The sequence below is a fragment of the Candidatus Pseudothioglobus sp. uisw_070 genome (genome assembly GCF_059512545.2).
Genome location: NZ_CM183456.2, coordinates 236020 through 253021 on the forward strand (window position 1 = coordinate 236020; position 17002 = coordinate 253021).

Below are 17002 nucleotides of genomic sequence, written 5' to 3' on the forward strand. Positions count from 1 at the left end.
TAGCTAAAATAATTTAGGTTTATATAATGTTAGAAAGCAAGCTTTTAAGAGGAAATATTGATTTTGTTGTTGAGCAACTTAAAAGGCGTAATTTTACGTTTGATGTTGATGAGTTTAATAAGCTTGAGGATCAAAGGAAAGTGATCCAGGTTCAAACACAAGAGCTGCAAAATTTACGTAATACTAAATCAAAAGCAATAGGTCAAGCGAAAGCTTCTGGAGAAGACATTAAGCCTTTATTAGATGAAGTTTCTAGTCTTGGAGAGAGCCTTGATGGTGCTAAATCCGAATTAAATGCACTCCAATTTAAGATTGATGAGATTGCCATGGCAATTCCTAATTTACCTCATCCTTCAGTTCCTGAAGGTTTTAGTGAGGATGACAACCTTGAAGTTCTTAAGTGGGGGGAGCCCAAAAAATTCGACTTTGAGCCAAAGGATCATGTGGATTTAGGCGAAATGCATGGCATCGACTTTGCTGCTGCCACGAAGATTTCAGGTGCTAGATTTGTTGTTATGACTGGTAAGATTGCAAAACTTCAAAGAGCACTCACTCAGTTCATGCTTGACCATCATACGGAGGTTAATGGTTACACCGAGACGTATGTTCCTTACCTGGTAAATGCAGACTCTCTGATGGGCACTGGTCAATTACCAAAATTTGAAGCCGACTTATTTAAAACGCATCTCCATGGAGAAGAGGGTGATGCGAAATCACTTTACTTAATTCCAACTGCTGAAGTTCCAGTAACCAACATTGTGCGCGACTCAATTATAAAAGAGTCTGATTTGCCTCTAAAGTTTGTAGCGCACACGCCATGTTTTAGATCTGAAGCAGGTTCATATGGAAGAGATACTAGGGGATTAATACGTCAGCATCAGTTTGAAAAAGTTGAATTAGTTCAAATCTCTAAACCTATTGATGCTTACGATGTTCTTGAGGAGCTTACAGCGCATGCAGAGGGCATACTAAAGCTACTAGAGTTACCCTACCGAAAAGTATCATTGTGTACTGGTGATTTAGGTTTTTCTTCAGCCAAAACCTATGATTTAGAGGTGTGGCTTCCTGGCCAGTCTGCATATCGCGAAATTTCATCATGTTCGTGTTTTGAAGCTTTTCAAGCGAGAAGAATGCAGCTTCGTTGGAAAAACTCAGACACCAAAGAGTCAGAGTTTTTACATACTTTAAATGGCTCAGGACTTGCAGTTGGCAGAACTTTGGTTGCGGTGATAGAAAACTATCAAAATGCGGATGGCAGTATTACAATACCAAAAGTCTTACAGGGCTACATGGGCGGCTCAACTAAGATAAAATAACCCCTTTATTAATTTGGAGTGAGAAATGAATTTACCACCAGAACTATTTCTGATAGCAATGTTTGTACTGATGTATTTTTTATTAATCAGACCACAACAAAAAAGAGCTAAAGATCACAAAACCCTATTAAAAGCCTTAAAAAAAGGCGATGAAGTTGTTACTAATGGCGGTGTCATTGGGAAAATTACTGCAGTTGATGAGTCTTTTGCAGAAGTAGAGATTGCTTCAGGAGTTATAGTTAAATTACAAAAACAGGGCATTAATCAAAAGATGCCAAAGGGAAGCGCAAAATCTATGACTAAGTCAGGCTCTAAGGAAAAAGCAATCCCCAAAGCTAAAAAAACAAAAGCAATCGGCAAAAAAGAGATAGAAAAATAATATATAAAAACTCAATATGAATCATTACGCAGCTTGGAAAAATGCACTTATTGTATTTTTCTTATTCCTCTCAACTCTATATGCATTGCCAAATCTGTATGGTTCAGATTTGGCGATTCAGATTACGGGAACGGGCGACTATATTGTTGAAGATAGTGATTTAGAGTCTATAAGTAGTACACTGACAGAAAATAATGTTGACTTTAAGTCTATAAAGATTGATAGCAATAATATTCTAGTTCGTTTTAACAACTCCCAATCACAGCTTTCTTCTAAGACACTTTTAAAGAACTCACTAAGCAGAAATTATGTGGTTGCTCTTAATCTTGCTCCGTCAATTCCACAATGGCTTGGGAATCTTGGTGGTAAGGCAATGTCTTTAGGGCTTGATCTCAGAGGAGGCGTTCATTTTTTACTTGAAGTAGATATGGAGGCAGTAGTTTCAACCTCTTTAGATCGTTATTACAATGAGCTAAGAACTGCTTTACGTAAGGATAAGCTGTATAAAAAAATTCGCAAAGAAGATAATAGGTTAGTTGTAAGCTTCAAGAGTGAAGATCTTAAGAACAAGGCAAAAAAGGTTTTAAAAAATGATTTGCCTGATTTGGTAATTGTTGAAGGTAGTGAGTTAGAGCTAGAGTTTGGTCTTGAAGTTTCATCAAGCGCTCAATCTACAGCAAAATCTAGCGCACTAAAACAAAATATTACTACCCTTCGTAATCGAGTAAATGAGCTAGGTGTTGCTGAGCCGATAATTCAGCAACAGGGCACAGAAAGAATTGTTGTTCAATTGCCTGGAGTTCAGGATACGGCCAGAGCCAAAGAAATATTAGGAGCTGTAGCAACCGTTGAGTTTAGGTTAGTTGACGAGCAAAATGATGTTCAAACTGCCATCCAATCAGGAAAAACACCATCGGGCTCAAAGCTTTATAAGTTTAAAGATGGAAGACCTTTACTACTCAAAACAACTGTTATAGCAACGGGTGAAAATATAGTAGATGCATCTTCTAGTGTTGATCAAGATAATCAGCCACAAGTTAGTATTGTTTTAGATAGTTCTGGTGGAAGAACCATGCTGGAAACTACTAAAGAATTTATAGGCTATAGAATGGCTGTTGTTTTTATTGAAAATCAAGTAGAAACAATTATTGAGGATGGTGTTGCGGTGAAGAAGCGCAGTAAGACGCAAGATATTATTAATGCAGCAACAATTCAAGGAACCTTCTCTAATCGTTTCCAGATAACTGGCCTAGACAGCTCTAGAGAGGCGCGAAACTTAGCGTTACTATTAAGAGCAGGTTCGCTTTCAGCTCCGGTTGAAATTATTGAAGAGCGAACAATTGGTCCAAGCTTGGGTGCTGATAATATTCAAAAAGGATTCATTTCTGTTTTAGTTGGTTTTGCCTTAGTGTTGGTATTTATGGCGTGGCGATATCGCGTATTTGGCTTGGTTGCAAATGTGGCTTTAACATTAAATTTAATCACTATAGTTTCAATACTATCTATGCTTCAGGCAACTTTAACCTTACCAGGAATAGCAGGTATAGTTTTGACAGTTGGTATGGCGGTTGATGCTAATGTCTTAATCTTTGAACGCATCAAAGAGGAAATGCGCTCAGCTAAAGATATTCAAAAAGCAATTTCTGCAGGTTATGAGAAAGCACTGTTGACTATTGCTGATGCGAACATTACAACCCTTATAGCATCCTTGGTGTTATTTAGTTTTGGCACAGGAGCAATTAAAGGTTTTGCTGTTACGCTTTCAATTGGAATTATTACCTCTATGTTTACAGCAATTATTGTCTCTAGGGCAATGATCAACCTTATTTACGGTGGAAAGAAGGATAAGGAGTTGGCAATATGAGTCTTAGATCATTAAATATTCCAGTTATTGACTTTGTAGGTAGACGCAAATATGCGATGATTTTTTCTGCAATTTTATTAATTGTCTCTATAGCTTCAATAGGATTTCAAGGTCTCAAATTTGGTATTGACTTCACTGGTGGTACATTAATCGAATTAGGCTATGAAAAATCAGCTGATCTTGAAGGTATTCGTTCAAAGCTTGCTGCTGCGGATTTCAAAGGTGCCAATGTTCAATATTTTGGATCAGATACTGAAGTTCTTATTCAGTTGGAGCCACAAGCCACTTCAAGTGCAAAACTCAGTTCATCAATTATTAGAATGCTTGGTGAGGGAATTGATGTTCGCAGAGTTGAATTTGTTGGGCCAAAGGTTGGTGAAGAGCTAACCAATGATGGCGGCCTGGCAATGCTTTATGCACTTATTGGAATTTTAATTTATGTTGCCTTTAGATTTGAGTATCGCTTTGCTCTAGGCTCCATTGCGGCCCTTATTCATGACGTGATTATTACGTTAGGAGTGTTTTCATTACTGCAAATTGAATTTGATTTGACAGTATTGGCTGCTATTCTTGCAGTAATTGGTTATTCTCTTAATGATACGATCGTAGTTTTTGATAGAATTCGAGAAAACTTTCTTGCAAGTCGCCAAGTGGAGCCTGGATCAATTATTAATGAGGCTCTTAATCAAACTTTATCACGAACATTAATGACATCCCTCACAACTTTACTTGTTCTTTTTGCTCTATTTTATCTAGGGGGAGAGGTGATTCATAGTTTTGCTGGTGCACTTCTTATCGGTGTGGTAATTGGTACCTACTCTTCAATCTATGTTGCGAGTTCAACTATTCTTGCGATGGGAATTTCCAAAGAAGACATGCTGCCTTCGGAAAAAGAGAAAAAAGAGATTGACGCTAGACCGTAAAAATAACTTTATTTGCTAAATCTTTCGAAAACAAGACACGCATTGGTCCCACCAAAACCAAAACTATTTGAGAGGATGCGATTTAGTTTAATGCTTTTGGTTTTCCTAACAATTGGTAAGCCTGTTGCTGCGTCATCAAGATTTTCTATATTCACAGATTCGGCAACAAAATCATTTTGAAGCATCAAAAGTGAATAAATAGATTCGTTAACTCCAGCTGCTCCCAGCGCATGACCCGAAAGAGATTTAGTTGAACCAATAAGAGGCGTTGAGGTAGTACCAAATACCTCCTTGATTGCACCTAACTCTTTAACATCGCCAACTGGTGTTGATGTTCCATGAGCATTAATATAATCAATTGAACCATTAAGCCCATCAGTAGCAATCTGCATGCAGCGTTTAGCACCTTCACCTGATGGTGCGACCATGTCATAACCATCAGAAGTAGCGCCATAGCCAACTAACTCTGCAATGATAGTTGCCCCTCGAGCCTCTGCATGGTCTAAAGACTCAAGCACAAGGGCTCCGCCACCTCCAGATATTACAAATCCGTCTCGATCTGTATCAAATGCACGTGATGCCTTATCAGGAGTGTCATTATATTTTGAAGAAAGGGCACCCATAGCGTCAAATAACATAGTTAAAGACCAATCAAGCTCTTCTCCCCCTCCAGCAAACACAACATCTTGTTTGCCAAGTTGAATTTGCTCCATAGCGTTACCAATACAGTGCGCACTGGTAGAGCAAGCAGAACTGATCGAGTAATTTATTCCCTTTATTTTAAAGAGTGTGGAAAGGCAGGCAGAAGTAGTAGAGCCCATAGTTCTTGGAACGCGGTATGGGCCAACTCTTTTGATGCCTTTTTCTCTTAAAATGTCAGCAGCTTCAACAATATTTTGATTTGAAGCTCCACCAGAACCCATAATTAAACCAGTTCTTTCATTCGAAATCATTTCTTCACTTAATCCAGATTCTTTGATTGCCTCATGGAGTGCGATTGCATTAAATATCGCCGCATCAGCCATAAATCGCAGCATTTTTCGATCAATAACATCACTAGTATCGACCTCTGCAATTGCACCATGAACATGAGACCTAAGACCCATTTCTGAATATTTTTCACTAAATACTATTCCAGATTTAGCAGACTTTAAGGATTTAAGAACTTCTGATTTGTTGGAGCCTAAGCTGCTAACAATACCCATTCCTGTAATGACTACTCTGTTCATCAGAAGGAAGATGTATCAGTAAATAATCCTACCCTAAGGTTTGTTGCTTCGTAGATAGTTTTCCCATCTACTTCCATGGTTGCATCTGCAATACCCATATAGAGTTTTCTCGCAATAACTCGAGACAGACTTATATTGTAAGTAACCTTTTTACTTGTTGGTAAGACTTGGCCAGTAAACTTAATTTGTCCAGAACCAAGTGCTCGACCTCTTCCTGGTCCGCCAAGCCAGCCTAAATAAAAACCCACTAACTGCCACATTGCGTCTACACCGAGACAACCAGGCATTACTGGATCTTCATTAAAGTGACAATCAAAAAACCATAAATCTGGATTAATGTCGAGTTCTGCAGTCATTCCACCTTTACCATATTCTCCACCAGTTTCAGTAATATTGGTAATGCGATCAAACATCAGCATAGGTGGTTTGGGAAGCTGGGCATTGCCAGGGCCAAAAAGTTCGCCCTTACCACAGGTAATTAAATCCTCATAAGAAAAGTTGTTTTGCTTCATAAAGTCCAATAAATCAAGTACTGATAGAATTTTATCATAGTTAAATTACTATTGAAATTCAACTTATGGCCTAATGTCATCAATAATGTCACCAATATCTTCTAGCCCTACTGATATACGAATAAGGTTTTCAGTGATATCAGTTTGTCGTTTCTCTTCATCTGAGAGTCGAACATGAGTTGTAGAAGAGGGATGCGTAATGGTAGTTTTAGTGTCACCAAGATTTGCAGTAATTGAAATCATCTTAGTATTATTTATTAGACGAAAAGCTTCGGCTCTACCACCACTAACCTCAAATGAAACTATTCCACCAAAGCCTGTTTGCTGCTTTTTTGCAATTTCATGATTTGGATGGTTTTCAAGGCCAATGTAGTGAACTTTTTTAATGAAAGACTGTTCACTAAGCCAAACAGCTAATTTCTTTGCACTTCTACAGTGTGCATCCATTCTTATCTTGAGTGTTTCTAAACCTTTTAGGACAATCCAGGCATTGAATGCACTTAAGGTTGGACCAGTGCTTCGAGTAAACGCACTTATTTGATCAATTATTGACCCGTTTCCCACAACAGCTCCTGCAAGACACCTACCTTGCCCATCAATATATTTAGTGGCAGAGTGAATGACCAGGTCAGCTCCTAAAGTCAGTGGCTTTTGAAGAGCGGGGGTCATGACGCAGTTGTCAACAGCTAATACAATATTGTTTTTCTTTGATATAGCTGCAAGCTTTTCTATATCAACAACTTCACCAAGTGGGTTTGATGGTGTTTCTAATAAAAATAATTTGGTATTTTTTTGAACACTTTTTTTCCATCCATCTAAATCCCCTAAATCAACAAAAGTAATTTGAATATCAAGCTTTTCAATAATACTATTTAGAAGAACTATGGTTGTTCCAAACATACATCGAGAGGCCACCATGTGCTCTCCGGGCTTAAGAAGAGTCATAATTGTTGCAAAGATGGCAGACATACCGCTAGCAGTTGCCTGGCACTTTTCTGCACCTTCTAAAGCAGCTAATTTATTTTGAAAGGCGTCAACTGTTGGGTTAGTAAACCTCGAGTAAACATTACCTTTTTGTTTGTTTTCAAAGCGATCAGCAGCTTGTTCAGCGCTCTTAAATCTATAACTCGAAGTCAAAAAGATAGCTTCAGAATGCTCTTGCTCCTCTGTTGCATGATGTCCTTCGCGAACTGCTTTTGTTTGAAAATTAAGGTCTTTCATAATTTATGCTCAATTAGTCAGCATCATTGTAGATTAATTCTGAGCTTTCATTGGAAATATTACCCAGTTTGGCATTGTCGGATCTTTGAGCTTCAAGGTTATTAAGATAAGGCTCATCTATGTCTTTGGTGAGGTAGTTGCCATCAAAACATGAGCAGTCAAAACTTTTAATATCAGGGTTTCCCTGTTGAACTGACCAAATTAAGTCATCAAGATTTTGATAAATTAATTTATCAGCGCCAATAGTTTTACATACTTCTTCTGTTGTTTTATTGTGGGCGACAAACTCATTTTTACTAGCCATATCAATTCCATAAACATTTGGATATCTAACTGGAGGCGCGGCAGACGCAAAGAAAACTTTTTTCGCGCCAGCAGCTCTTGCCATTTGAACGATTTCCTGGCTTGTTGTTCCGCGAACAATAGAGTCGTCAACTAAAAGTACATTCTTGTCTTTAAATTCGAGTTCAATCGCACTTAGTTTTTGACGAACAGATTTTTTTCTTTGTTTTTGTCCAGGCATAATAAAGGTTCTAGCAATATAACGGTTTCTTATAAAGCCTTCTCGATATTTTAAATTTAACTCATTAGCGACTTGAAGAGCGGATGTTCTCGAGGTATCAGGAATAGGCATTACAACATCAATTTCTTCATATTGCCACTCAGACTTAATTTTAATCGCAAGTCTTTCGCCCATCCTGAGACGTGCTTTATAAACTGAAATTTTGTCGATAATTGAATCAGGTCTTGCAAAATAAACAAATTCAAATATGCAAGGTGATAATATTGAATTATCTGAGCACTGCTGAGAATGAACATTACCTTTACGGTCAATCACAATGGCCTCACCAGGTTCTACATCTCGGGTAATTTTGAAGCCAAGTGCTGTAAGGCCGACACTTTCTGAGGCCAACATATACTTAGTGCCATTTCTTGTAGTTCTTTCTCCAAGGATTAAAGGCCTTATTCCATGAGGATCTCTAAATCCAAAGATACCATAGCCTGGAATCATTCCAATAGCCGCATAAGCTCCCTTTACTCTTTTATGAAGTTTTGTTACTGCATTAAAAATATCATTTTCATTAATTCGATGTTTTTGCTCTTCAGCTATTTCGCTCGCGAGTATGTTGAGTAATATTTCTGAGTCTGAATTTGTATTAATATGACGAAGATCTTGTTCAAAAAGTTCACTTGCTAATGACTCTGCATTGGTCAGATTTCCATTATGTGCAAATGCTATTCCATAAGGTGAATTTACATAAAAAGGCTGTGCCTCTGCTTCAGAAGAACTCCCAGCTGTAGGATAACGGACATGACCAATTCCCATATCACCAATTAATTTTTCCATATGTTTTGTTCTAAAAACATTACGAACAAGGCCGTTACCTTTGCGCATATAAAAACGACCCTTACTGGCAGTTGTTATTCCAGCAGCATCTTGACCGCGGTGCTGAATAATTGTGAGAGCATCATAAATATAAAGACTCACATCTTTTTTTGTGGTTGATAGTATTCCAACAATGCCGCACATAAGTTAATCCCCTGTAATTTCACTTTCTATGAACTCGACAATTTTATCGCCGGGCTCAAGTTCAATAAATAATAAATGTTTAGACAATACAGGCTTTACATCAACCGACCAATCTTGAAATGTTCTTAGTGCGCCACTAGTTTCAACCCATGCATGGTTTTGAGTGACCCAAGTCATGCTTTGAAGGATTAATACAATGATTAGAACAAAAATGCCACCTTTAAATAACCCTAAAAATGCACCAAGGAAATTATTAGTTATTCCACCAACATTTCTAGCATTGATGAGAGTATCAAGTGAGCTCAAGACTCTTATAATGCTGTCATAAACTGGTGCCATAAGAGAGGGGTTTTCTGAGTCAATTTTAATGTTAAGGAGTTTTGATAAGGCAATTAGCGCAATTACTAAAATTGCAAAAACTACAGCAAATGTAATAAAATTTCGCAATGAGTCGTTCGCTATTAGTGATTCAATTGTTTGAAATTCAGCTACAGCCCCTCGATAGTTAAAGCTTATTACTGCAGTAATTGCTAATATTGTTGTAACCGCAAAAGGTCGATTTAGAGCGTTTGGATTATCATTATTTGAAGAGGCTTCAGTAAGCCTATAAAAACCTTTTTTGATAAGCCAAATACTAAGGAATATACCACCAAAAGATAAGGCAAAAATAGATTGGTTATCTGGGCTAATCCAGCTACTTAGGAAAGTCTTTGCAAACGAGTCGTAATATAGCCAAGCTAAGATAATTGCAAATATAACAAAAATAAAGCTAATGATTTCCCTAGCAAGTCCTTGAATAAAGCCCCTAACTACAAAAATAATTAGAATAATCAAGGTAAGCCAGTCTGACCAAGCCAGTAAACTTATAGCACTCCAAACATTGTCAAAAAAATTGCCCATGAGCTCCCTGATAGATAGGTGTAATTTTACAACAGTTTCTTATGGTTTGTCGTTAACTCCAGAAACTATTAACGTTAAACTTTTTTATGATTTTGAATGCATCAGTAATTGTATAAAAAGAGCCAAAAATAACAATTCGTTTAATTTCATTAAGTTCAAGTGATTGGCTAATCGCACTATTCATATTAAGGCAGATAGTAGTCGATTCAGGCTTATCAAACTTATTTTTTAGAGCGTCTAAATCGATTGAGCGCTCCGCTGAAATTGGAACTAAAAACCAATGTTTAATGGTTCCAGAGGCGAGTTCAATCATATCAACAATGTTTTTATCAGCCAGCGCTGAAAAAATGGCGACGGTTTCCATTGGGTTTTCTGACAATGTATTTATAAGAGCCTCTACTGCTGCTGGATTGTGTGCTACGTCAAGAACTACTGTTTTATCGCCTATAGTTATTTTTTCAAATCGCGCTGCGACTCTAGCTTTTTTAATCCCTTCAGTAATCATAGAGATGGATACTGGAAACTGATCTGCAAGACTTTCAATGGCCTTAACTGCGACTGCAGCATTAAGTTTTTGATGTGCTCCTTCTAGACCTATTTCATTTTTATAACTTTCAGAGATAAGAGTAAGAGGAGTGTTGATTTCTTTTGCGTATGACAATAAACTTTGAGGTGGATCTTGATCACCACAAATACATGGTTTTGCGGTTCGCATCACCCCTGCTTTTTCTCTGCCAATAGCCTCCCTTGTATCACCCAGGTAGTCTGTGTGATCAATTGCAATATTTGTGATAATGCTTACATCACTATCAACCACATTCACAGAGTCAAGTCTCCCGCCAAGACCAACTTCTAGAATTGCAAGATCCACATTAGCCTCTGCAAAAATAATTAGTGCAGCGAGAGTTGAAAATTCAAAATACGTAAGCGTTACACTTTCCCTTTTTGTCTCAATTAATTCAAACGCTTTTATGATTAATTCATCAGTAACTTCCTTGCCATCAATCGCAAAGCGTTCGTTATACTTTAATAGGTGAGGCGAGGTAGATCGGCCAACCTTGTATTTTGATTCATGATAAATACTATCAATAAAAGAAACGGTAGAGCCTTTCCCATTTGTTCCCGCTACTGTAATAACTGCATATGGAACTCCATTTGGAAACAGCAGATCATAGACAATTTGAACTCTATCAAGGCCTAAAACAATGGTTTCCTCCATTAATGTTTCTTGCCAATTCAGCCAATCATCGAGAGTTCTTTTATTTTGCATATTGAAGAGTAGTTTTACTAAATCAAAAAAGGTTTAAATTATTTATCTTCCCAAAACTCACCTTCAATAGTCTCATCTTTGTTATTTTTTTTTGTTTCACTACTTTCGCCTCTATTGATAAAGGCGGAATTTTTTTTACTAAAGACGCGCTCTGCATTTTTTTCTAAAAAGTGGTTTATGAAATAGCTTCTACTCCAGGGCATTAAGCCAAGCAAGCCCAGAATATCAGTAATAAACCCAGGTGTTAATAACAAAACACCAGATACTAAAATGACAACCCCCTCAAACATCTCTACTGCAGGAGTCCTTCCTTCAGCAATACTTTGTTGAGCCTTTGCCATCGTTGACCAGCCCTGTTGTTTCAGAAGACGAGAGCCAATAAATGCAGTAACAATCACAAGTAGTACTGTTGAAAGTCCACCAATAGCTTGACCTACAGTTACCAGAACATAGATTTCAGCAAGTGTGACAACAACAAATATAGGAAATAACATTTAACCTCCTTTTATGTTTGTAAAAATTATGTCCCAAACCCCATGGCCTAATTTTTGACCTCGATTTTCGAATTTAGTTAAAGGCCTATTTTTTGGTCTTAAAGAATACATATGGTCACCAGCACAGTTTTTAAAGTGTGAATGTGATTCTAGCAACTCCATAATATGCTCAGCATAGTTCTCCCAGTCGGTAGCTATATGAACAATACCATCTTTTTTAAGTTTGTTGGATAGAAGGTCCAAAAAGCTTATTTGAACAATTCTACGCTTATGATGTTTCTTTTTGTGCCAAGGATCAGGAAAGAATAGCTGAAAATGTGAAATACTGTTATCTAAAATATTGTTTGTTAGAACCTCTACCGCATCATCCTTGATAATTTTGAGGTTGCTAAGTTTATTCTTATTAGCCTCATTAATAAGCCTTCCAACACCAGCCTCATAAACCTCTACCCCTAAAAAGTTTTGATTAGGCTGATCGATTGCCATCTCAAGTAGGCTGTCACCATTTCCAAATCCAACTTCAAGTGTGACGTTATTTTTTGATAGAAAAAGTTTATTAAAATCAAGTTTTTTTTCATTAAGATTAACGCCATAATCATGCCATAGCTCATTAAGACCAATAGATTGAGCCTTGGAGATTCTTCCTGAGCGCCTTACAAAGCTCTGTATTTTTCGTAAATATTTTACTTCTGTCATAGTTGGTAATCAATGATTAGCGGAGCATGATCAGAAAAACGCTGCTCTTTATATATTTCGCATGATTTGGCAAGGCCAGCTAAATTGCTACTGACTACCTGGTAGTCAAGTCGCCAGCCTGTATTATTGGCCCATGCCTGTCCTCTATTTGACCACCAAGTGTATTGATATTCTTCTTGGTTGATTTCTCTAAAAGAGTCGATGAAGCCAACATCATCATAAAGTGTATCAAGCCATTCTCTCTCTTCTGGGAGAAAGCCAGAATTTTTTTGGTTAGGTCGCCAGTTTTTTAGGTCAATTTTTTTATGCGCAATATTCCAATCACCACAGATAATATATTTTCTGCCATCTTTTTGAAGTTTTTTTAAATGAGGCATAAAGCGTTTGGTAATAAATTCCATTTTGAATGCTTGCCTCTCTTCTTTTGACGACCCTGATGGAAGATAAATTGAGAGAACACTTAAATCTCCAAAATCAGCTTGAATAATCCTTCCTTCTGAATTCATATCTTCCCAGGGGCTATAAGAGATCTTATCAGGCTTAGTTTTGCAGTATAGCCCAGTCCCACTATAACCCTTTCTCTCAGCGCTATGGTAATAGGTATTCATTCCTTCTGGGTAGAACTTTTCATCTAGCTGATCCTCTTGCGCTTTAATTTCTTGAAGGCAAACAACATCAGCATTTTTTGTCTTGAGCCAGCTAAACAGACCTTTTCGCTCAGCAGCTCTAATACCGTTAACATTAATTGTTATAATTCTCATTGCACTTATTTTAATAGTTTAGGATTAACCAATGGAACAGTATCAAAAGGATTTTGTAGATTTTACGTTAGAAACTGGGGTACTCAAGTTTGGTGAATTCACTCTTAAATCGGGGCGAATTAGTCCTTACTTTTTTAATGCGGGGCTTTTTAATAAAGGCAGTCACTTATCTCAGTTAGGAAAGTTTTATGCTCAAGCTATTGAAGCAAGTGGCCTGGAGTTTGATGTACTTTTTGGACCTGCTTACAAAGGAATTCCATTAGCAACAGCAACAGCAATTGCCCTTAATGATAGCCTTGGAAGGAATATTCCTTATTGCTTTAATCGCAAAGAAGTCAAGGATCATGGTGAGGGAGGAACTATCGTTGGGCATTCATTAGAGGGCGATATTCTCATCATTGATGATGTTATTACAGCTGGCACTGCAATCCGAGAAGCGCAAGATATTATCACCGCCAATGGCGCTAAAACAAAAGGAGTCATAGTTGCATTAGATCGTCAAGAAAAAGGAAATGGAGAGCTTTCAGCGATTCAAGAGGTTGAAGAAATTTTTGGAATTATGGTTCTAAGTATTATTAACTTATCTCACATTGTTGACTATTTAAAGGATTCAAAAGATGAAGGCACTGTTCTAAGAATTGAGCACTATAGATCTCAATATGGCATCAACTAATCCAGTTATTATGAAACGTAATATTTATTTATGTAAGTCGTTATTTCGACAGTTCAACAATAAAGGTTGAAGACTCGACACCAATAATTTTTACTGATTGTCCAGCGCTAAGATTTGAACCTTTAGCAAACCAAAGAGACTCTCCTATCTGGACTTTAGCGACTTCATCCTCGATAGATACTATGATGCATTCTTTCCCAATATGTTTCTTTGCCTTATCATGCAGCTGCTCATCTACTGTTTTTACAGGGTAGTATTTTTTTGATAAAAGAGTTGCCACAACTGCAAGAACTATAAAAATCAGCAGCTGTAATAAACCAGAAACATTAGGAAGAAGAAAGAAAATTATACCAACAGTAATTGCTGATGAGCCAATCCAAAGTAGAAATACTGTCCAGACAAATAGCTCTAAAATTATTAAAGCAATGCCAAGAATCAGCCAGTGGATAAAGTTTAAATTTTCAAATAAGAATTCCATGACATAAGATTTTATATTCTTTCTTAAGTTGTATTAAATTTTTCTTTATTTTTTCTTAAATTTAGTACATAATTCGACTTGGAGGCGTTAAATGCAAACTAAAAATCCTTTAAAAAACCAAGATTTAATTGATCAATTTCATAGAGATGGATATATATTTCTTGAAAAAGCTCTTACAGAGCCTCAATTATTAGCAGTTAATAATCAATTATTATCTTGGGTTGATGAAAGCAAACTTCATTCAGAGTCTTTTGGTAAGATTAAGGATGGTAGGCCACGTTTTGATGTTGATACAAAAAGCCATAGCGCAGATACGCCGGCCTTAAGAAGAATTACATCACCAGCAGAAATATCAGATTCTTGCCTTGATGTTGTTAAAGACAACAGTGCATTAGATCTTGTTGCTGATATATTTGGGCCTAATATTAAGCACTGGACGAATAAACTAAATCTCAAATTACCCAGCTCAGGGACAGAAGTTAAGTTTCATCAAGATTTTCCTTTCGAGCCCCATTCAAACGAAGATATCATGACAGTTCTTTTTTTTCTAGACGACGTTACACTTGAAAATGGGCCACTTGAAGTTGTTCCAGGTTCACACAATGGGCCTCTTTATTCTTTGTGGCATGATGGAGTTTTTACTGGGGCGGTGGGTTCTGAAATTGAGTTAGCTAATAAAGGTGAAGCCGTAAGTTGCACTGGGAGGGCGGGCTCAGCGTGCTTGATGCACTCTAAACTATTGCATGGCTCTAGTTCGAATCGAACAAAATTTCCACGATCTTTATATATTGTTAGCTATACTGCAGAAGATGCAATACCGTTAACTGAAAACCCATTGCCAAGTGACTTAGATGGAATGATAGTTAGAGGTATAAAGACCGATACAGTAAGGTGCTCAAGTTATAGTGTGGAGTTACCAGAGTACCCAAAAGAGGTCTCTTTTTTTGGGCAGCAGGATAAAACTAAGAGCTCAATGATGTAATAATTTTACTGTTCGTAATTATAATTCCTTTAGTTGAATAGCCTTATTCTAATGAAAAGTGATAATTCTATTAATCAGATTAAAAAGATTCATCTTGCTAATGATGAGCTAGTGATTGATTGGCAAGATGGCAGTCAAAGTAATCTCTATAGTCATTGGCTAAGAGATCATTGCCAAATGCCTCAATCAAGAAATGCTAATAATGGGCAGCGATTATTTAGTGTTATCAACATACCCAAAAATACCTCTATTGAAGAGGTTAAGCAAGATGAAAGAGGTGATCTACATATTCGGTTTATGCCTGAAAATTATTGGTCTATCTTTTCTCAGAACTGGCTATGGTTAAACTGTTATAACCTTAATAATCATTTCGATGATAGAAGTGAAAAAAACAAACATTTATGGCAAAAAACTAGCTTTAAAGATGGCCTGCCTAGGACTAAGTATAAAAATTTTCAAGAAACCGATAAAGGCAGGTTAGAGGTTTTACGCGCAGTTCGAGATATGGGTTTTTGCATTATCGAAGATGCTTCTATCAAAGAAGGGCTCGTTCAATCTGTAATTTCTCAACTAGGATTTACTAGAGAGACAAATTATGGAAAATTATTTGAAGTTCGAACTGAAGTAAAACCAAATAATCTTGCTTATACTAATATGGGTCTTGGCTCCCATACTGATAATCCGTATCGAGACCCTGTTCCAACAGTACAGCTTTTACATTGCCTTGAAAGCTCAACACAGGGTGGAGAGTCAGTTTTGGTGGATGGCTTTAATGCGGCAAAAAAACTGAGAGAAGAAAGCAGTGAAAATTTTAAAAATTTAACAAATAACTGGATTAATTTTCGTTTTTCTGATGATAAAACAGATCTTAGGTCTAGAGTGCCAATGATAGAAGTTAATGATAATCATGAAATTATCAAGGTGAGATATAACAATCGATCTATCGATACAATTAACCTGCCTTCAGAGAAGATTCGCCCATTTTATTTGGCATATCGGCACTGGGGAGAGGTAATAGAGAGAGATGAGTTAAAGGTTATATTTCAGTTAGTACCTGGGGAAATAATTATATTTGACAACACTAGAGTGATGCATGCAAGGACCGCTTTTTCTGATAAAGGTAAGCGCCATTTACAGGGTGCTTATACAGATTTAGATGGCCTTTATAGTCTTCTTAATATTCTAGAAAATCGAAATAATGACTAAGATTAATAGTGATAATATTGTAAATCATATCGAAGATGTTTTTAAGAGGCGTGGTGCTGAATCCTATTTAGGTGAAGACGTAACAATGGCCCAGCATATGCTTCAAGCTGCACAGTGCGCTGAGCAATCTGGTGCAGATGCCAGTCTAATTGTTGCAGCGCTCCTTCATGATATAGGGCACTATAAAAATGAAATACCTGAGTCAGTACTAGCCAAGGGTATGAACAATTTTCATGAAGAAGCGGGTGCTAATTTTTTAGAAGACTACTTTCCAACATCAGTTGTTGAGCCAATACGTCAACATGTTTCTGCAAAGCGCTATCTATGCTCTGTTAAGTCAGACTATTTTGAACGTCTTACACAAGCCTCAATACACACTCTTAATTTGCAAGGTGGCCTAATGAGTAAAGATGAAGTTAAAGAGTTTGAAAAAAATATTTATTTGGATGATTGCATAAAACTGCGTTACTGGGATGAGGAAGCTAAAGATCCTTCAAAGTCTCATCCACAATTTTCATACTTCAGGCCTTTAGTAGAGTCATTAGTTCAATATTAGTATTTAACTTA

General features: G+C 37.1%; 18 protein-coding genes. 8 read left to right on the top strand and 10 right to left on the bottom strand.

The window, feature by feature from the left end; translation table 11 throughout:
• Window positions 1–26: 26 nt before the first annotated feature.
• The 4 genes from serS to secF are packed head-to-tail and all read left to right on the top strand — an operon-like array spanning window position 27 to window position 4482.
• Window positions 27–1316, top strand: coding sequence for a serine--tRNA ligase (gene serS / locus AC5YGD_RS01090; RefSeq protein WP_496141710.1), 1290 nt, complete (start codon window positions 27–29; stop codon window positions 1314–1316).
• A 25-nt stretch (window positions 1317–1341) separates the two neighbouring features.
• Window positions 1342–1695: a preprotein translocase subunit YajC gene (yajC, locus tag AC5YGD_RS01095; protein ID WP_271537331.1), complete on the top strand. Its 354-nt coding sequence runs from the start codon at window positions 1342–1344 to the stop codon at window positions 1693–1695.
• A 16-nt stretch (window positions 1696–1711) separates the two neighbouring features.
• Window positions 1712–3559, top strand: coding sequence for a protein translocase subunit SecD (gene secD, locus AC5YGD_RS01100; protein ID WP_271537333.1), 1848 nt, complete (start codon window positions 1712–1714; stop codon window positions 3557–3559).
• Window positions 3556–4482, top strand: coding sequence for a protein translocase subunit SecF (gene secF, locus AC5YGD_RS01105; protein WP_416695746.1), 927 nt, complete (start codon window positions 3556–3558; stop codon window positions 4480–4482). Before secD ends, secF begins: the two co-directional genes overlap by 4 nt.
• An 8-nt stretch (window positions 4483–4490) precedes the next feature.
• Here the strand turns inward: secF and fabB are convergent, their stop codons facing one another.
• The 9 genes from fabB to AC5YGD_RS01150 all read right to left on the bottom strand — a co-directional run bounded on the left by fabB (window position 4491) and on the right by AC5YGD_RS01150 (window position 13096).
• The gene (gene fabB / locus AC5YGD_RS01110) at window positions 4491–5711 is read right to left on the bottom strand and encodes a beta-ketoacyl-ACP synthase I (protein WP_496141712.1); all 1221 of its coding nucleotides are present in this window, start codon (window positions 5709–5711) and stop codon (window positions 4491–4493) included.
• A complete protein-coding gene (gene fabA, locus AC5YGD_RS01115) occupies window positions 5711–6223 on the bottom strand; it encodes a 3-hydroxyacyl-[acyl-carrier-protein] dehydratase FabA (protein WP_271537339.1) in 513 nt (170 codons plus the stop codon). Before fabA ends, fabB begins: the two co-directional genes overlap by 1 nt.
• A gap of 63 nt (window positions 6224–6286) precedes the next feature.
• Window positions 6287–7444: an O-succinylhomoserine sulfhydrylase gene (locus AC5YGD_RS01120; protein ID WP_496141713.1), complete on the bottom strand. Its 1158-nt coding sequence runs from the start codon at window positions 7442–7444 to the stop codon at window positions 6287–6289.
• Window positions 7445–7457: 13 nt separating this feature from the next.
• On the bottom strand, window positions 7458–8975 hold the full coding sequence (purF, locus tag AC5YGD_RS01125) for an amidophosphoribosyltransferase (RefSeq protein WP_271556940.1): 1518 nt from the start codon (window positions 8973–8975) through the stop codon (window positions 7458–7460).
• A 3-nt stretch (window positions 8976–8978) separates the two neighbouring features.
• Window positions 8979–9875: a CvpA family protein gene (locus AC5YGD_RS01130; RefSeq protein ID WP_416687315.1), complete on the bottom strand. Its 897-nt coding sequence runs from the start codon at window positions 9873–9875 to the stop codon at window positions 8979–8981.
• 52 nt (window positions 9876–9927) lie between these two features.
• Complete coding sequence (locus AC5YGD_RS01135) at window positions 9928–11145, bottom strand: glutamate ligase domain-containing protein (RefSeq protein ID WP_496141714.1); 1218 nt, start codon at window positions 11143–11145, stop codon at window positions 9928–9930.
• A 38-nt stretch (window positions 11146–11183) separates the two neighbouring features.
• Window positions 11184–11639 (bottom strand): FxsA family protein, encoded by a 456-nt coding sequence (locus AC5YGD_RS01140; protein ID WP_496141715.1) that lies wholly within the window; start codon window positions 11637–11639, stop codon window positions 11184–11186.
• Complete coding sequence (trmB, locus tag AC5YGD_RS01145) at window positions 11640–12335, bottom strand: tRNA (guanosine(46)-N7)-methyltransferase TrmB (protein ID WP_496141716.1); 696 nt, start codon at window positions 12333–12335, stop codon at window positions 11640–11642.
• Window positions 12332–13096: an exodeoxyribonuclease III gene (locus AC5YGD_RS01150; RefSeq protein WP_496141717.1), complete on the bottom strand. Its 765-nt coding sequence runs from the start codon at window positions 13094–13096 to the stop codon at window positions 12332–12334. Before AC5YGD_RS01150 ends, trmB begins: the two co-directional genes overlap by 4 nt.
• 31 nt (window positions 13097–13127) lie before the next feature.
• Here AC5YGD_RS01150 and pyrE point away from each other — a divergent pair, with 31 nt between their 5' ends.
• Window positions 13128–13769 carry an orotate phosphoribosyltransferase gene (gene pyrE / locus AC5YGD_RS01155; RefSeq protein ID WP_496141718.1) on the top strand — a complete coding sequence of 214 codons (642 nt, stop codon included), beginning with the start codon at window positions 13128–13130 and terminating at the stop codon, window positions 13767–13769.
• 40 nt (window positions 13770–13809) lie between these two features.
• Here the strand turns inward: pyrE and AC5YGD_RS01160 are convergent, their stop codons facing one another.
• Window positions 13810–14247: an NfeD family protein gene (locus tag AC5YGD_RS01160; protein ID WP_496141719.1), complete on the bottom strand. Its 438-nt coding sequence runs from the start codon at window positions 14245–14247 to the stop codon at window positions 13810–13812.
• 91 nt (window positions 14248–14338) lie between these two features.
• On the opposite strand from AC5YGD_RS01160, the gene AC5YGD_RS01165 reads away from it, so the two are divergent.
• The 3 genes from AC5YGD_RS01165 to AC5YGD_RS01175 are packed head-to-tail and all read left to right on the top strand — an operon-like array spanning window position 14339 to window position 16991.
• A complete protein-coding gene (locus AC5YGD_RS01165) occupies window positions 14339–15229 on the top strand; it encodes a phytanoyl-CoA dioxygenase family protein (protein ID WP_496141720.1) in 891 nt (296 codons plus the stop codon).
• 51 nt (window positions 15230–15280) lie between these two features.
• The gene (locus tag AC5YGD_RS01170; protein ID WP_496141721.1) at window positions 15281–16435 is read left to right on the top strand and encodes a gamma-butyrobetaine dioxygenase; all 1155 of its coding nucleotides are present in this window, start codon (window positions 15281–15283) and stop codon (window positions 16433–16435) included.
• Entirely contained in the window at window positions 16428–16991 is a 564-nt protein-coding gene (locus AC5YGD_RS01175) for an HD domain-containing protein (protein WP_496141722.1), read from the top strand. Before AC5YGD_RS01170 ends, AC5YGD_RS01175 begins: the two co-directional genes overlap by 8 nt.
• The last annotated feature ends 11 nt before the right edge of the window (window positions 16992–17002 follow it).

Excerpts from the sequence above, each read along its gene's own strand:
- AC5YGD_RS01140 (WP_496141715.1), bottom strand. The coding sequence starts at position 11,639 with ATGTTATTTCCTATATTTGTTGTTGTCACACTTGCTGAAATCTATGTT.
- secD (WP_271537333.1), top strand. The coding sequence starts at position 1,712 with ATGAATCATTACGCAGCTTGGAAAAATGCACTTATTGTATTTTTCTTA.
- AC5YGD_RS01130 (WP_416687315.1), bottom strand. The coding sequence starts at position 9,875 with ATGGGCAATTTTTTTGACAATGTTTGGAGTGCTATAAGTTTACTGGCT.
- AC5YGD_RS01170 (WP_496141721.1), top strand. The coding sequence starts at position 15,281 with ATGAAAAGTGATAATTCTATTAATCAGATTAAAAAGATTCATCTTGCT.
- AC5YGD_RS01165 (WP_496141720.1), top strand. The coding sequence starts at position 14,339 with ATGCAAACTAAAAATCCTTTAAAAAACCAAGATTTAATTGATCAATTT.
- AC5YGD_RS01160 (WP_496141719.1), bottom strand. The coding sequence starts at position 14,247 with ATGGAATTCTTATTTGAAAATTTAAACTTTATCCACTGGCTGATTCTT.
- fabA (WP_271537339.1), bottom strand. The coding sequence starts at position 6,223 with ATGAAGCAAAACAACTTTTCTTATGAGGATTTAATTACCTGTGGTAAG.
- serS (WP_496141710.1), top strand. The coding sequence starts at position 27 with ATGTTAGAAAGCAAGCTTTTAAGAGGAAATATTGATTTTGTTGTTGAG.
- AC5YGD_RS01150 (WP_496141717.1), bottom strand. The coding sequence starts at position 13,096 with ATGAGAATTATAACAATTAATGTTAACGGTATTAGAGCTGCTGAGCGA.
- secF (WP_416695746.1), top strand. The coding sequence starts at position 3,556 with ATGAGTCTTAGATCATTAAATATTCCAGTTATTGACTTTGTAGGTAGA.
- fabB (WP_496141712.1), bottom strand. The coding sequence starts at position 5,711 with ATGAACAGAGTAGTCATTACAGGAATGGGTATTGTTAGCAGCTTAGGC.
- AC5YGD_RS01120 (WP_496141713.1), bottom strand. The coding sequence starts at position 7,444 with ATGAAAGACCTTAATTTTCAAACAAAAGCAGTTCGCGAAGGACATCAT.
- pyrE (WP_496141718.1), top strand. The coding sequence starts at position 13,128 with ATGGAACAGTATCAAAAGGATTTTGTAGATTTTACGTTAGAAACTGGG.
- trmB (WP_496141716.1), bottom strand. The coding sequence starts at position 12,335 with ATGACAGAAGTAAAATATTTACGAAAAATACAGAGCTTTGTAAGGCGC.
- purF (WP_271556940.1), bottom strand. The coding sequence starts at position 8,975 with ATGTGCGGCATTGTTGGAATACTATCAACCACAAAAAAAGATGTGAGT.
- yajC (WP_271537331.1), top strand. The coding sequence starts at position 1,342 with ATGAATTTACCACCAGAACTATTTCTGATAGCAATGTTTGTACTGATG.
- AC5YGD_RS01135 (WP_496141714.1), bottom strand. The coding sequence starts at position 11,145 with ATGCAAAATAAAAGAACTCTCGATGATTGGCTGAATTGGCAAGAAACA.
- AC5YGD_RS01175 (WP_496141722.1), top strand. The coding sequence starts at position 16,428 with ATGACTAAGATTAATAGTGATAATATTGTAAATCATATCGAAGATGTT.